The organism is Peribacillus butanolivorans (assembly GCF_001273755.1).
GTDB classification, from domain to species: Bacteria; Bacillota; Bacilli; order Bacillales; family DSM-1321; genus Peribacillus; species Peribacillus butanolivorans.
In genome coordinates this window covers 3,386,860-3,401,755 of the sequence record NZ_LGYA01000001.1, presented here as the reverse complement: position 1 = coordinate 3,401,755, position 14,896 = coordinate 3,386,860, and the positions used below count along the sequence as shown (strand labels likewise).

The following is a 14,896-nucleotide window of genomic DNA, read 5'->3' as shown; positions in this document are numbered from 1 at the left end:
AAGTCGTTAAGGTATAGCTGAAAAGCTGATCTTAACGGCTTTTTTTTGCAAATCTAAAAGTGTATTCAATATTTTGAAATTTTAAAGGTTCCCTTTTATTGGTTTGTAAACTATTAATTGTTATTAGTTCTCGTGACGGTTTTTCTTTATATATGGTTAAACTACAATGTATTAACTATGATGGGGTGTATGAATGGAAAATCAGAAATGCGATAATACGAAGGTAAGTGCTTGGTGTATTGTAAGCATGGCTTCGATTCCGCTCGTCATGACACTAGGAAATTCTATGCTTATTCCCGTGTTGCCGGTTTTTGAAGAAAAAGTGAACATAACATCCTTTCAGTCGAGTATGATAATCACCAGTTATTCAATCGCTTCCATTTTTCTAATCCCAGTAGCAGGTTACTTGTCTGATCGCATTGGAAGGAAAAAAGTTATCCTACCCAGCCTTATTTTAGCTTTGATAGGTGGTTTGATTGCTGGTTTTGTTTCCTGGAAGATGGACAATCCGTATACCTGGATTATCTTGGGCCGCGTACTTCAAGGGATTGGTGCGGCTGGGGCAACTCCAATCGTCTTGCCATTAGTAGGGGACCTTTATAAAGCTGATGATGAGAAAACAAGTTCCTGTTTAGGCATAATTGAAACATCGAATACCTTCGGGAAAGTGTTAAGTCCGATTTTAGGATCCTTATTCGCTTCACTTATTTGGTTTTTACCGTTCTTTTCTATTTCCTTTTTTAGTTTAATTTCGATTGTTCTCGTTTTTTTCTTTATAAAAGTACCGAAGAATAATCAGGCACCAATAAAGTTCAAAGAATTTTTAAATAAAACGAAAGTAACCTTTGAGGAGGGAGGGAAGTGGCTTTCCGTTGTATTCCTATTGGGCGTTTTTGTCATGCTTGTTCTTTTTGCAGTGCTATTTTTTTTATCGGAAAGTCTAGAAAAATTACATGATTTAAAAGGCATTAAAAAAGGCTTTGTCTTGGCAATCCCTTTGTTCTTCTTATGTATCTCCTCTTATGTGGCGGGAAGGAAGATAAAAGGAAGCATACCGTTGATGAGAAAGATTATATTGATTAGCTTAATATTAATGTCAGGAAGTATAGTTTTTGTTGGCTATACGAAGGAAAAAATTGTGTTGCTGCTTATAATAACAAGTGTATTAGGAATCGCGATTGGTGCCATGCTGCCAACTTTGGATGCGCTCATTACTGAAAATATTGAAAAGACACAGCGGGGAACAATTTCCTCTTTCTATAGTTCTGCACGATTTATTGGTGTTGCAGCAGGACCACCACTCATGTCAGTGTTAATGAAAAACTATTTAAATATAAGTTATATTATTGCTGGAGTATTTGGTATTATCTTGCTTTTCCTTGCGTTTAAACTCCTTAAAGAAAACACAATGAAAATGAATGCAACAGAGAAGACCGAGTCTTAGGATTCGGTCTTCTTTGCTGCATTCATTTGTCAGCCATTTTCATTTTGTTGGGCAATTTCCTTTTCGGCCAAGTATTGGTTTCCATCCTTTAACACCGAGTATTCATCGACAGAGTCTCCAGGGACATTCCGGGGATTGGGAAATTTATTATCTGTTTGAACGGTAATTACTCGTTTACCCATTCCATTCGTCAAGAAGTCTTGCTTTTTAGTCATATCACATCTCCCATACTTGAATTTACCAATTAGAATCAATCATGAGGATAATTGAATTAAGAAAAACTATCCTTATAAGTTAGATTGTCTAGTTTGAATAAAAGTATGAACAAATCCGAAAAAGAATGGAGAAGTATATGAAACCATTTATCCCACAGCTAGTATATATTGAGCCAAGAGCACTGGAATACCCGCTTGGCCGAGAATTAAAAAAGAAATTTGAGGATATGAATATTGAGATCCGTGAGACCACTTCACATAATCAAATTAGAGATTTACCTGGGGATAATGATTTGCAAAAATATCGTGTCGCCAAGTCGACGCTGGTTGTGGGAATCAGGAAAACATTGAAGTTCGACTCGTCTAAGCCATCTGCAGAATATGCTATCCCGCTTGCTACTGGGTGTATGGGTCACTGTCACTATTGTTATTTACAGACGACGCTAGGTACAAAACCATACATTAGGACATACGTGAATCTTGATGAGATTTTCGAAGTAGCAGAAAAATATATAAACGAAAGAAAACCTGAAATTACCCGATTCGAGGCGGCATGTACTTCTGATATTGTCGGCATTGACCATTTGACACATTCATTAAAAAGGGCCATTGAATATTTTGGTAAAAGTGAAAACGGTGTTCTCCGATTTGTAACCAAATTTCATCATGTCGATCATCTATTGGATGCCGAACATAATGGGAAAACAAGATTTCGGTTTAGTATTAATTCACGTTACGTGATCAAGAATTTTGAGCCTGGAACTTCGAGCTTTGAGGAAAGAATGGAAGCGGCACGCAAGGTAGCAGGTGCAGGATACCCATTAGGTTTTATCGTTGCGCCAATATATCGTCATGAAGCATGGAAGGAAGGCTACTTTGAACTATTCGAGCTGTTAAGTGAGGCATTAGAAGGGGTGGATATTCCTGATTTAACTTTTGAGCTAATTCAGCATAGGTTTACTGGTCCTGCAAAAAAAGTGATTCAAAAAAATTACCCTAAAACAAAATTGGAACTTGATGAAACGAAACGGAAATATAAATGGGGTCGCTATGGCATTGGGAAATATGTGTATCAAACTGAAGAAGCAGCAGAACTTGAATCAACTATCCGAGGGTATATAGCGAAGTTTTTCCCGAAATCGGAAATTCAGTATTTTACCTGATGAAAGGTTGTTTCTATATAAATCAGTCATAAATCGCTCTAATCCTGCTTAAAAATGTAAAGACCGGAATAGAGGAGGGCAGCAATGATTATTGACGGCGTTTTTTCCGGAGGCGGGATTAAGGCATATGGTTTAGTAGGAGCCCTGCAGGAATTGGAGGAACGTGGATTTGTATTTAAAAGGACAGCTGGAACGAGTGCAGGCTCAATTATAGCAGCTTTTTCTGCTGCAGGTTATACAGGAAAAGAAATGGAAGAGGTTTTTCTTGATATAGAATTAAGTAGCCTGTTGGATAAGAGGCGGGGCCTTTTACCTATCCCGCTTGCCAAGTGGCTACTTGTTTATTGGAAATTAGGTTTATATAAAGGGGAGGCCTTGGAAAATTGGGTTGCGGGTAAACTAGCAGAAAGGAATGTAGTCACCTTTAATGATGTTCCACCAAATTCTCTCCGTATTATTACCTCTGATATTACAAATGGGAAATTGGTAGTGCTTCCTGATGAGTTACCGAACTATGGAATCGATCCAATCACTTTTCCAGTGGCCAAGGCGGTAAGAATGAGTTGTAGCATTCCATATTTTTTTGAACCAGTAAAGCTGAATGTTGGGAAAAGTACGTTTCTATTTGTTGATGGAGGCGTGTTAAGCAATTTTCCAATGTGGTTATTTAATTCAGACCATGTAAGAAAGGAACGACCAGTCATAGGCTTACGTCTTAGTGCAGATGAGATATGGAAGCCGCATGAAGTGGATAATGCGGTTGAATTGTTCTCAGCACTATTCAAGACAATGAAAGATGCCCATGATGCACGTTATATTTCCAAGAAACATGTTCAGAATATTGTATTTATCCCGATGAAGGGGATCTCCGCTATGGATTTCAACTTGAATGATGAAAAAAAAGGAGAGTTAATGAATCGTGGTCGTCAGTTTACTAGAGAATTCTTAAAGCATTGGACATATTAAAAAAGAAAAATCGGGCTCTTAAAAAGAAGCCCGATTTTTCTTTTTATTCTTTTTCCCTTCGATGACGGTTAAGTGACTATCTGATTTCTTTCTCACTTTTATTTTTTTAGACGATTTTGCTGCAGAGAAGCTAGCCACATTATCCTTTTTCGAAGTTCGGTTCTTTAGCCTTTTTTTCGATTGGCGTGCAGCCTTTCGAAATGCCTGTTGCTCTTTTTTTACTGGTTTTCCCTTTGTTAATCCGGTATAAATCATATAAATAATCCCTGCGACAATGGCAATTATAAGAATGTTTCTAAAAAAGCCAATCGGGTCATTAAACAGTCGGCTCATTAGTCCGAGGACTCCGAGGGCGATGATTCCGTATATCATGAATGATATGAAACGTTTCAACAAAGCCACCTCCTTAAGAGCATCATAAGCATTTATAGCTTATTTTAAACATTATTCATGTAAAATATTTGAAAAAATGAAGATTATTCTCTTTGTTTAGTATATGATTTTTCATAATCATATTGTGATAGATGTTTTACACAATAACATCCGTTTCTAAACCTTCTTCCGTCCTTTTTTCCAACCTTAACAGTTCATGAAAGGAAGCCAATGCGACTTCGACCTGATCGTCGGAAGGAGCTTTTGTAGTCAATAATTGAAGCCAAAGACCAGGATAACCAAGGTAACGCAGAACTGGAATATCTCTCACTTTGTTTGTCAACTGCAATACCTCGAAGGAAATGCCGAGCACGACGGGAATAAGTAACACTCGATCCACGACACGTAGCCATAAAGGGTCGATTGGGACGAGCATATAGACAAACATACCAACAATGACAGTAAATAAAATAAAGCTGCTGCCGCAACGATAATGAAGCCGTGAACTTGCCTGCACATTGGAGACAGTCAATTCTTTCCCGCTTTCAAAACAATTAATCACTTTATGCTCTGCACCGTGATATTGAAAGACTCGCTTGATTAATGGTGTCATGGATACTAGGTAAATGTAAATGAGCAGTAATATCAACTTAAACAAGCTTTCCATTAAAACCTGAGCCATATGACTAGGGAAAATAGGTCTTGTCAATTCTGCAAGAAAGACTGGAATCAGTGTAAACAGCAATTTACCAAATAAGAAGGAGAGTACCCCGATTACGGCAACTCCAAGCCATACACTTAGTTTTGAAGATTCCTTTGTTTCTGTTTTCTTTTCTTCTATCTTTTCCCCGCCTTCTTCTTCATACTGCTCTGTGGAAAAGTTTAGATGTTTCGATCCGGTAGCGCTCGACTGAATCAGTGAGACAATTCCCCGTAAAAACGGTATTTTTTTTAAGCGATTGACAGCAGGCTTTGATTCACGCGGTATATGATAATACACAATCGTTGAATCTTTGCGGCGGACAGCAGTGACTGTATGGTGTTTGCCGCCAAACATGACGCCTTCCACTACAGCCTGCCCTCCATAAACGGGTTTTTGAACCTCAGACATTTCTACACCAACCTAATAGTTATTCACGTAGCTCTCTCATGGGTGCTATCATGTTTATTATCAAGTATTCACAAGGTATAAGACCCTATAGAACCGCCCCTCTCAAAGATCAATGGACGAATAAATGGAGGCCTACTCCTTGCAAATACTTTATGAATGATGAATCGCAGGAAAGAAGTATCCTGTGTACATATAAAATTCAACAGAGGATGGACATAATCCTCTGAAAAAAGCACATTATTTATGTCTTTATCATACAGAATAAATCCAAAAACCTCTAGTAAATCTCCTCACTACGGATAAAATAAAATAGTTCTATTTAACAAAGGGCATACTACGTAGCGGAGGTGTTTGATATGTCTTCTAATGAAAAAGGACAAAATCAACAGGAAAATAGAATCATGTTAATCAACAATGTATTGGCTATCGGTTTTGTTGGAGGGCTCCTTGCCAGTTTTGCCGGAATAATAGCACATTATTTTAATTTTATGAAATTTAGTCCCAAATTTATACTTACTTCTTGGTCGAATATGACATGGATTGATCGCTGGCTCGGTACGGTGATGACCATGCTCGTCTTCGGAATTCTGTCCGTGGGGATTGCTTTAATATACTATGGACTTTTTAGAAAAATGAAAAGTATTCTATTAGGTGTTTTTTTTGGTGCCGTTTGCTGGGCTTTGCTTATATTTGTCTTAAAACCGATGTTCTCTGATTTGCCATCCTTTTCGGAAATGTCGTCAAAGTCCATTATAACCAGTATCTGTATTTTTATTTTATACGGCCTTTTTGTCGGATATTCTATTTCTTACGACCATCAGGAATATATTCGTCATATTAATAAAGGTGCTGAAAATCAGTCGAAAAGCTGAACGCCTGGGTTGTAAAAAAGTAGTAAGACAATTTGTAATTATGATAGAATGTTCATGGAAAGCATTCTTTTAATTATGAGCAGGTGTTTGATAATGACAAAAATCTTATTAATTAACGGTCCGAATTTAAATCGCTTAGGGAAACGTGAGCCTGCGCATTATGGGTCTTCGACGCTTTTGGATGTGGAAACTCAATTACAACAGCAGGCTCAAGGGTTAAATGTGGAAATCACTTGTTTTCAATCTAACCATGAAGGAGCGATTATCGATAAGCTCCATTGGTCAGAAGATCATGGGATAGACGGGATTATTATTAATCCAGGAGCATTTACTCATTATAGCTATGCGATTCGCGATGCAATTGCCGGAATTGATGTTCCAGTTGTGGAAGTACATATTTCGAACATCCATGCCCGTGAAAGCTTTCGGCATGAATCAGTTACCGCACCGGTGTCGGCGGGACAGATTGTCGGCTTGGGGATACACGGATATGAATTGGCTTTGCAGGCGATTACAAAGATTGCAAAGGGGGAGAAATAAAATGAATAATCTGAAACGTTTAAGAGCCTCAATGGAAAAGGTGGGCATTAATGGCTTTTTGATTACCAGTACATATAACCGCCGATTCATGACCAATTTTACTGGAAGTGCCGGTGTTGTTTTAATTTCCCAAAAAGAAGCTAAATTCATTACTGATTTCAGATACGTAGAACAAGCGGGCAAGCAGGCAGCAGACTTTGAAATTATTCAACACAAGGGGACAATTATTGAAGAAGTCGGTAAACAGGCTAAAGAGATGAATATAAGTATACTCGGCTTTGAGCAAGATCATCTGACTTTTGCGACATATAAGGCATATGAAAAGGTCATTGAAGGACAACTTTTGCCGGTGTCGGGAGTAATTGAGAATTTACGCTTGATAAAGACTTCATCAGAGATTAAGATATTAAAGGAAGCGGCTGCTATTGCTGATGCTGCCTTTACACATATTCTGGATTTTATGCGCCCGGGTATTTCAGAGCTGGATGTGTCCAATGAGCTTGAATTCTTTATGAGGAAACAAGGGGCCACCTCTTCTTCCTTTGATATTATTGTTGCTTCTGGTAAAAGATCTGCTCTTCCGCACGGAGTGGCTACGAATAAAATCATTGAAAAAGGCGATTTTGTCACATTAGATTATGGGGCGTACTATAAAGGGTATGTGTCTGATATAACTCGGACATTAGCAGTTGGTCAGCCAAGTGAAGAACTTATTAATATTTATGACATTGTTTTAGAAGCGCAACTGCGTGGCATGGCCGGGATAAAACCTGGGATGACAGGCAGGGAAGCGGATGCACTAACTCGTAATTTAATTGAAGAAAAAGGATTTGGACAGTATTTTGGACATTCAACAGGACATGGAATTGGTCTTGAAGTTCATGAAGGTCCAGCATTATCCTTGAGGTCTGATATCATTCTAGAACCAGGTATGGCTGTTACCGTTGAGCCGGGTATTTATTTACCGGGAGTTGGCGGAGTACGGATTGAAGATGATACAATCGTTACAATAGAAGGTAACGAAGCACTTACACATTCATCAAAAGAGTTAATCATTCTGTAAACATGTACATGTAGGAGGACAATTTTATGATTTCTGTAAACGATTTTCGCACAGGTGTTACAATTGAAGTAGATAATGGAATTTGGCAGGTTATCGAGTTCCAACATGTTAAACCAGGTAAAGGCGCTGCCTTTGTACGTTCTAAGCTTCGTAATCTTCGTACAGGATCCATCCAAGAGAAAACATTCCGTGCGGGTGAAAAAGTGGCGAAAGCGCATATTGAAAACCGTAAAATGCAGTACCTTTATGCAAGTGGAGACAGCCATGTCTTTATGGATAACGAAACTTACGATCAAATCGAGCTACCAGCTTCAAGTATTGAACGCGAATTAAAATTCCTAAAAGAAAATATGGAAGTGCATATTATGACTTTCCAAGCCGAAACACTTGGTGTCGAGCTTCCTAACACAGTTGAACTTGAAGTTGCAGAAACTGAGCCTGGTATTAAAGGCGATACATCTTCAGGTGGAACAAAATCAGCCGTACTTGAAACAGGCCTTTCAGTTCAAGTGCCATTCTTCATCAATCAAGGTGACAAATTATTGATCAATACAAACGAAGGTTCATACGTATCACGCGCATAATTAGAAGAAGTCCGAGATTATATCTCGGGCTTTTTTTTTGTCTTTTTTCATTCCTTTTTATGTATGACTTTTTCTATAGCTAGGGATTGAAGTAGCTAAGAAGTTCTCAAAAGGATTACTAAAAGGTCAGTTTCTTTATTAGCTTGTCATTATTACAGGATGATCGGCATATATTTTATTGAAAGTGGTGTATACAGGAGGATTGTCAAAATGGAAACGATTCTTTCTTTTTTACCGAAAAAATTATACGAGCAGCTCCGGGGTATGACACCGATGATGATTGAAAAAATGGAAGAGTTGAGAATTCGGATTGGAAGGCCTCTAGAGGTCATTGTAGGGGGGGACCCTTTCTTCTTTTCATACGAAGTGACCCATTCGGATGCCGAACAATTACTGAATCAAATAGGTCAATTTTCGTTATATACGCTTGAGGAAGAATTAAAGCGAGGATATATAACTATAGCAGGTGGACATCGTGTTGGTCTTGCAGGAAAGGTAATTCTTGAAAATGGGGCGGTCAAAGCGATAAGGGATATTTCCTCCTTCAATATTCGGATAGCACGCGAAAAAATAGGTGCAGCGGAACCGCTCACTTCTTATTTATATAATGGCGAATGGCAGCATACTTTGTTAATCGGTGCTCCACAAACAGGAAAAACGACGATATTACGTGATATTGCAAGGATGATATCTAGTGGAAATGAAAAAAGAGGTATTGCCCCTCAAAAGGTGGGAATTGTGGACGAGCGATCAGAAATTGCGGGAAGTGTTCATGGAGTACCACAGCTCGAATTTGGAACAAGGGTGGATGTGCTCGATGGATGTCCTAAAGCGGAAGGAATGATGATGATGATCCGTTCTATGTCTCCGGATGTGTTAGTCGTAGATGAAATTGGTCGCGCAGAGGATACACAAGCAGTACTAGAGGCCGTAAACGCCGGTATTAAACTTGTGATAACTACACATGGTCATACTTTGGATGAAATTAAAAAACGGCCCTTTTTCGCCGAAATCTTAAGGCAAAACATTTTTGAACGGTTTATAGAATTGCAAAGAAGTAAATCTGGTAAGCGGAGCTACAATGTTCTCGACTCAGCGGGCCTCCCTTTATATTTGGGTGAAAGTGTGAATCCACATGTTTAAGTTAATAGGAGCGGCAATTATAATCTTAGCCACAACATGGGTAGGCTTTGAAGCTGCAAAAAAATTAAGTATGCGTCCTCGCCAACTGAGGCAGCTAAAAGTCGCCATGCAATCTCTGGAGGCTGAAATAATGTATGGTCATACACCGTTGAAAGAAGCGGCCCAGAAACTTTCCAAGCAGATGCCCAAACCTTTATCCTTATTTTTTGATACTTTTGCGAATCGACTTGAATCTGGTGAAACCACTGTAAAAGATGCATGGGATGAAAGTTTGAAGAAAATATGGCAGTCCCTTGCCTTAAAGCAGGGAGAGTTCGAAATTCTTTCACAGTTTGGTGAGACTCTAGGAAAAAGTGATAAATATCATCAGCAAAAACAAATTATGCTAACGATGGCACACTTGGAGCGGGAAGAGAGCGATGCACTAGACCGGCAGGGGAAATATGAAAAGATGATGAAAAGCCTTGGTTTTTTAACGGGATTATTACTAATCATTTTGCTGATGTAGGAATAAGTGGGGGGGAATGAAAATGGGCATTGATGTGGACATCATATTTAAAATAGCTGGTGTTGGGCTGGTAGTGGCATTTCTTCACACGATACTCGATCAAGTTGGAAAGAAAGAATATGCCCAGTGGGTAACGCTTTTTGGATTTATATATATTTTATTCATGGTAGCTTCTGTTGTAGAGGATTTATTCCAAAAAATTAAATCAGTATTCCTATTTCAGTAAGGGGGGATTCACGATTGAAATCATAAAAATCGTGGGCATTGCCCTAGTTGCCACTTTTTTGGCCCTAATCGTCAAGGAGCAAAAACCTAATTTCGCTTTCCTGCTTGTCGTTTTTGTAGGTTGCTCCATTTTTCTTTTTTTAGCAGATAAAATATACGAAATCATTTTAATGTTAGAAAAAATAGCGGTAAATGCAAATGTAAATACCGTTTATTTGGAGACTATCTTGAAAATAATCGGAATCGCCTATATCGCTGAATTTGCCTCCCAAATTACAAAAGATGCAGGGCAGGGATCACTCGCTTCCAAAATAGAATTGAGCGGGAAAATCTTGATTCTGGCGATGGCAATACCGATTTTAACCGTCATTATTGAAACGATTATACAGATGCTTCCAAGTTAATGGACTATTCCTACTAGTCAATGAGGTGAAAGTATGAAGCAGCGGATGCCTTACTTATCCATTCTATTCGTTTTACTCTTTTTTTTGCATACATCTGTTGGACAAGCTGCCGAAAATGGTGAAAGTGGAGAAGTTGATCAAGAGCCAATTATGCAGTCTGAATTGGTACAAGCTCAAATAGAGAGACTCGGCGTTGATGAGCTCAAGAAATATTGGGATGACATTGTCACGGAGTATGGAGGGTTTTTACCTGAAAGCCAGAAAGGAAGTTTCATGGACTTTGTAAGCGGAGATAAGAAATTTTCATTTGATCAATGGATAAAAGGGATGATAAAGTTCGTTTTTCATGAACTGCTCGTGAACGGGAAGCTCCTAGGATCACTCATTTTATTGACCGTGTTCAGCATGTTCCTGCAAACTCTGCAGAATGCGTTCGAGCAAAGCTCGGTGAGTAAGGTCGCTTATGCAATCGTTTATATGGTATTAATCATTTTAGCGTTGAACAGCTTTCATGTGGCGATTGAATATACAAAAGATACGATAGATTTGATGATTTCTTTTTTAATGGCACTCATCCCTTTGCTATTAGCTTTAATAGCAGCTTCTGGAGGACTTGTATCTGCAGCGTTCTTTCATCCTGTCTTAATGTTTTTAATGAATACCAGTGGCATCTTGATACAATATATCGTCCTACCATTATTATTCTTCGCAGCGATTTTAAGCATAGTCAGCACGCTGACCGAACATTATAAAGTGACTCAGCTGGCCCAATTGCTCCGTAACTTTGCTATCGGGATTCTGGGTGCTTTTATGACCATTTTTCTTGGTGTTATATCCGTTCAAGGAGCATCGTCTGCTGTTGCAGACGGAGTGACAATCAGGACGGCGAAATTTGTGACAGGCAACTTTATTCCGGTAATAGGGCGCATGTTTACTGATGCAACCGATACGGTCATTAGTGCCTCCGTTCTTCTGAAAAATACAGTGGGTTTGTCAGGTGTCATTATCCTCCTGCTTATAACTACATTCCCAGCTATAAAAATCTTAATGATCTCCTTTGTCTATAAACTAGCAGCGAGTCTTTTGCAGCCGCTTGGTGGAGGGCCTGTAATAAAATGTCTCGACATTATAAGTAAAAGCATGATTTATATTTTCGCAGCATTGGCCATTGTCTCACTCATGTTCTTTTTAAGTATCACAGTAATTATAGCCTCTGGAAACATTACACTGATGGTTCGTTAGAAAGGAGGAGGGCTTGGTGAGTTTTTTAGCTGGCTGGGTATCCAATATTATCGTATTTGTATTGCTGGCTACTGTAATCGATATGCTCCTTCCCAATTCAGCTTTACAGAAATATGCCAAAATGGTAATCGGACTTTTACTGATTGCGATTATCATCACTCCTATATTGGGATTATTCAATAAGGATTTCGACGAAATTCTGTCAGCGGCTACAAGTGAATTTGAAGATCAGAAAAAAAAAGATTTAGGAAATTTGACAGAAATGAAGAAAAAAGAAATACAAGCTACCCAGGGTGCATATATTTTAAAACAAATGGCTGTTGACTTACAGGCAGAAGTAGAAGAGGAGCTGATGGTGGATTATAACATGAAGATTAGTTCAATTGATGTAGGAGTCAAGAATGAGGAAGAACCAAGCATTGATGACTTGCAAAACATAACCATATCATTGGAAAAGGCAGAAGGGAAAGAAGACTCGGAGATAGAGGCAGTAGCGAAAATTGATATTAATGCAGAGAGACCGTCTTCATCCGATGATGCCAATCTGGATGCTGTCAAAAGGTTTCTGGCAACAAGTTGGTCTGTCGACAAAGAGATCATTGAAATCGCCGGGGAAAGGAAGTGACTGAGTATTGAATAAAGACAAAGGTCCATTATCCTGGCTGCAAAAACTTGTAAATAAAGACCCTGACCAAAAAGAGCCTAAAGAAAAAAAACCTTCCCTGTATGTCTATGCTCTAATAGTTGTCCTTTTGGGAGCAGGAATTATGATGGCAGGGAATTTGTTAACCACCAACCAGACTGGACAAACATCCGAAGTAAAGACGGTATTCAATAATAAACAGGATGATGATGGAGATGTAGAAACATTCGGCCAGAAGAATAAATCCGAATTCAAGACGACAAAAGATTATGAAATATATCTTCAGAATGAAATGAAGGAAGCGCTTGAATCCATCGCGGGTGTCGATGATGTAAAAGTCGTAATCTACGTGGATGCATCCGAGAAAAAAGTATACGAAAGAAATAAAGTCACTCAAAAACAAGTAACTGAAGAAACTGACCAGGAAGGCGGTAAAAGAACGGTTGAAGACACATCTGTTGATGAGCAGCTAGTCTTGATCAAAAGCGGTGAAAAAGAAGGACCAATCATTTCAGAAACAAAAAAACCTAGTGTACGAGGGGTCCTAGTGGTCGCTAAAGGGGCCGAAAATATTCAAATAAAGAAGTGGATTATCGAAGCTGTCACTCGCTCACTTGATGTACCAAGTCACCGGGTATCTGTTATGCCTAAAAAATAAGGGGGAAAATCTACATGTTATTAAAAAAACAAACCGTTTGGTTATTGACTATGCTAAGTCTGGTAGTGGTACTGTCTGTCTATTATTTAACCGCTCCTGAAGAAAATGCTGCTGATATGACAGCCACTGAACAGACAGAAAGTAAAACAGAGAGTAAAACGGAAAGCAAAGCAGAAAGTAAAACAGAAAGCAAGGGAGAAACTAAGAGTGATAAAGAGACCTCTTCTAAGAATGCTGCTGGTTCTTCTGTAACCATAGCATCAGGCGATGAGTTCGAATCATTAAGGATGCAGATTGAAGATGAACGGGCAAAGTTGAATGAAGAATTGACTGTGAAGATGGGCAATACAGAACTATCAGCTGAGGAAAGAGAAGATGCATATGCGAAAATCGAGCAATTAAGCGAGACAAAAGTAAAGGAAAATATCATCGAAAACCTAATTGTGGCCATGGATTATAATGCCGCACTCGTGCGAGTCGATGGAACGGATGTAAAAGTGAGTGTCAAAGCTGATAAACAATCAAAAACAGAGGCCAATAACATTATACGCCTCGTACGTAAAGAAGTGGATGATGCTCAAAATGTAGTTGTGGATTTCCAACCAGAAAAGTAATCATACATTCTAAAAAAAGAGCTGATACACAACAGTTTATAAATAAAAAAAATTAGAAGGGTCCTCTTTTTTAGAAAAAAGGGACTTTTTTTTTTGTTTTTTATCAGTATAAAACAACTGGGAAACTTTGGGGAAAAAGGTTTTTTGGTGTAAATTGATTCCAGTAATTCAAATAGAAATAGTGATATTGAACTTTCGTAATATTCTAGAAAAGTAATTAATGTAAATTTTTAGCTGATTTTCTTAGGTAATTTGGTAAAACAATCTAGAAAACGCTTACAATTTTTAAATCAAAAAATATTCACAATCTTATAATAAAGGTGTAATATAGGAGTATAGATATCGAGTTGCAACTAATCTATCATTGAATTTTTATAAGCTAATATTGTATGATGTTAGAAGCTGGTCATAAACTTTTCAGTCCTCTAAAGATAACAATATTTTAAGAAAGTGAAATTTCTGTTATAATACAGACGAGGTATTTATTCAGTCAATCGCTTTCTGGTTTAGAAAGCGGCTTCATTGTGAAGAATTGGACAAGGTATGGACATGCTAAAGTTAAAAGGTACATAAAATATTGCCTCAAAAAATTAATATCAAATTAGACAAGGGGTGCCACAAATGAAAGTGCAAGAAATTCGTGAAATTATTAAGCTAGTCGATCAATCTAACATCAGTGAATTCGTTTATGAAAATGAAGGAACAAAAATTAAACTAAAGAAACCTGAAACAGAATCAGTAGGACACCCAGCGGCTGCTCCAGAAGTTGTTCATGCTAAAGCAGCTGTTGAAGTTAAGCCTGTAGCAGCGCCTGCCCCTGCAGCGCCAAAAGCTGTTGAACCAGCTAAGCCAACTGCTGCTGTAACTGAGCAAGAAAATTTACATAAAATCACTTCTCCAATGGTGGGAACTTTCTACCAATCTCCATCTCCGGATGCTGCTGCATACGTGAAAGCAGGGGATAAAGTTACAGCAGATTCTATTGTTTGTATCGTAGAAGCTATGAAACTTTTCAATGAAATTGAGGCCGAAGTAAGCGGTGAAATTGTAGAGGTTCTTGTAAAAGAAGGCCAACTTGTAGAATATGGTCAACCATTATTTTTAGTAAAGCCGGAATGAGGAGCTGTTT

The 14,896-nt window shown here is 38.4% G+C and carries 19 protein-coding genes; 16 read left to right on the top strand and 3 right to left on the bottom strand.

Features of this window, described 5'->3' with window-relative positions; translation table 11 throughout:
- Window positions 1-193 precede the first annotated feature (193 nt).
- Window positions 194-1,444 carry an MFS transporter gene (locus tag AKG34_RS15655; protein ID WP_053346931.1) on the top strand — a complete coding sequence of 417 codons (1,251 nt, stop codon included), beginning with the start codon at window positions 194-196 and terminating at the stop codon, window positions 1,442-1,444.
- Between the two features lie 29 nt (window positions 1,445-1,473).
- Here the strand turns inward: AKG34_RS15655 and AKG34_RS15650 are convergent, their stop codons facing one another.
- The gene (locus AKG34_RS15650; protein WP_053346930.1) at window positions 1,474-1,659 is read right to left on the bottom strand and encodes a hypothetical protein; all 186 of its coding nucleotides are present in this window, start codon (window positions 1,657-1,659) and stop codon (window positions 1,474-1,476) included.
- A 137-nt stretch (window positions 1,660-1,796) separates the two neighbouring features.
- Here AKG34_RS15650 and splB point away from each other — a divergent pair, with 137 nt between their 5' ends.
- Both splB and AKG34_RS15640 read left to right on the top strand, forming a co-directional pair.
- On the top strand, window positions 1,797-2,822 hold the full coding sequence (splB, locus tag AKG34_RS15645; protein ID WP_053346929.1) for a spore photoproduct lyase: 1,026 nt from the start codon (window positions 1,797-1,799) through the stop codon (window positions 2,820-2,822).
- A gap of 84 nt (window positions 2,823-2,906) precedes the next feature.
- Window positions 2,907-3,788 carry a patatin-like phospholipase family protein gene (locus tag AKG34_RS15640; RefSeq protein WP_053346928.1) on the top strand — a complete coding sequence of 294 codons (882 nt, stop codon included), beginning with the start codon at window positions 2,907-2,909 and terminating at the stop codon, window positions 3,786-3,788.
- Window positions 3,789-3,806: 18 nt separating this feature from the next.
- Here AKG34_RS15640 and AKG34_RS15635 read toward each other — a convergent pair whose 3' ends face one another.
- Both AKG34_RS15635 and AKG34_RS15630 read right to left on the bottom strand, forming a co-directional pair.
- Entirely contained in the window at window positions 3,807-4,181 is a 375-nt protein-coding gene (locus AKG34_RS15635) for an SA1362 family protein (RefSeq protein ID WP_053346927.1), read from the bottom strand.
- Window positions 4,182-4,317: 136 nt separating this feature from the next.
- The gene (locus tag AKG34_RS15630; RefSeq protein WP_053346926.1) at window positions 4,318-5,271 is read right to left on the bottom strand and encodes a DUF1385 domain-containing protein; all 954 of its coding nucleotides are present in this window, start codon (window positions 5,269-5,271) and stop codon (window positions 4,318-4,320) included.
- A 356-nt stretch (window positions 5,272-5,627) separates the two neighbouring features.
- Here AKG34_RS15630 and AKG34_RS15625 point away from each other — a divergent pair, with 356 nt between their 5' ends.
- From AKG34_RS15625 to accB, 13 genes are all read left to right on the top strand, one after another.
- Complete coding sequence (locus AKG34_RS15625) at window positions 5,628-6,143, top strand: YqhR family membrane protein (protein ID WP_053346925.1); 516 nt, start codon at window positions 5,628-5,630, stop codon at window positions 6,141-6,143.
- Between the two features lie 93 nt (window positions 6,144-6,236).
- Window positions 6,237-6,683 (top strand): type II 3-dehydroquinate dehydratase, encoded by a 447-nt coding sequence (gene aroQ, locus AKG34_RS15620; protein ID WP_053346924.1) that lies wholly within the window; start codon window positions 6,237-6,239, stop codon window positions 6,681-6,683.
- Window position 6,684: 1 nt separating this feature from the next.
- Window positions 6,685-7,746: a M24 family metallopeptidase gene (locus AKG34_RS15615; protein WP_053346923.1), complete on the top strand. Its 1,062-nt coding sequence runs from the start codon at window positions 6,685-6,687 to the stop codon at window positions 7,744-7,746.
- A 26-nt stretch (window positions 7,747-7,772) separates the two neighbouring features.
- Entirely contained in the window at window positions 7,773-8,330 is a 558-nt protein-coding gene (gene efp / locus AKG34_RS15610; RefSeq protein WP_034308328.1) for an elongation factor P, read from the top strand.
- 210 nt (window positions 8,331-8,540) lie between these two features.
- Complete coding sequence (gene spoIIIAA, locus AKG34_RS15605) at window positions 8,541-9,473, top strand: stage III sporulation protein AA (protein ID WP_053346922.1); 933 nt, start codon at window positions 8,541-8,543, stop codon at window positions 9,471-9,473.
- On the top strand, window positions 9,466-9,981 hold the full coding sequence (spoIIIAB, locus tag AKG34_RS15600; protein ID WP_053346921.1) for a stage III sporulation protein SpoIIIAB: 516 nt from the start codon (window positions 9,466-9,468) through the stop codon (window positions 9,979-9,981). Before spoIIIAA ends, spoIIIAB begins: the two co-directional genes overlap by 8 nt.
- A 22-nt stretch (window positions 9,982-10,003) precedes the next feature.
- A complete protein-coding gene (spoIIIAC, locus tag AKG34_RS15595; protein ID WP_034308319.1) occupies window positions 10,004-10,207 on the top strand; it encodes a stage III sporulation protein AC in 204 nt (67 codons plus the stop codon).
- Between the two features lie 13 nt (window positions 10,208-10,220).
- Entirely contained in the window at window positions 10,221-10,610 is a 390-nt protein-coding gene (gene spoIIIAD / locus AKG34_RS15590; RefSeq protein WP_098176754.1) for a stage III sporulation protein AD, read from the top strand.
- Window positions 10,611-10,643: 33 nt separating this feature from the next.
- Window positions 10,644-11,852 (top strand): stage III sporulation protein AE, encoded by a 1,209-nt coding sequence (gene spoIIIAE, locus AKG34_RS15585; RefSeq protein WP_053346919.1) that lies wholly within the window; start codon window positions 10,644-10,646, stop codon window positions 11,850-11,852.
- A 16-nt stretch (window positions 11,853-11,868) separates the two neighbouring features.
- Complete coding sequence (spoIIIAF, locus tag AKG34_RS15580) at window positions 11,869-12,477, top strand: stage III sporulation protein AF (RefSeq protein WP_053346918.1); 609 nt, start codon at window positions 11,869-11,871, stop codon at window positions 12,475-12,477.
- A 7-nt stretch (window positions 12,478-12,484) separates the two neighbouring features.
- Complete coding sequence (gene spoIIIAG, locus AKG34_RS15575; RefSeq protein WP_053346917.1) at window positions 12,485-13,153, top strand: stage III sporulation protein AG; 669 nt, start codon at window positions 12,485-12,487, stop codon at window positions 13,151-13,153.
- 14 nt (window positions 13,154-13,167) lie between these two features.
- Window positions 13,168-13,767: a SpoIIIAH-like family protein gene (locus tag AKG34_RS15570; protein ID WP_053346916.1), complete on the top strand. Its 600-nt coding sequence runs from the start codon at window positions 13,168-13,170 to the stop codon at window positions 13,765-13,767.
- Between the two features lie 621 nt (window positions 13,768-14,388).
- Window positions 14,389-14,886: an acetyl-CoA carboxylase biotin carboxyl carrier protein gene (accB, locus tag AKG34_RS15565; protein WP_053346915.1), complete on the top strand. Its 498-nt coding sequence runs from the start codon at window positions 14,389-14,391 to the stop codon at window positions 14,884-14,886.
- Window positions 14,887-14,896: the final 10 nt, after the last annotated feature.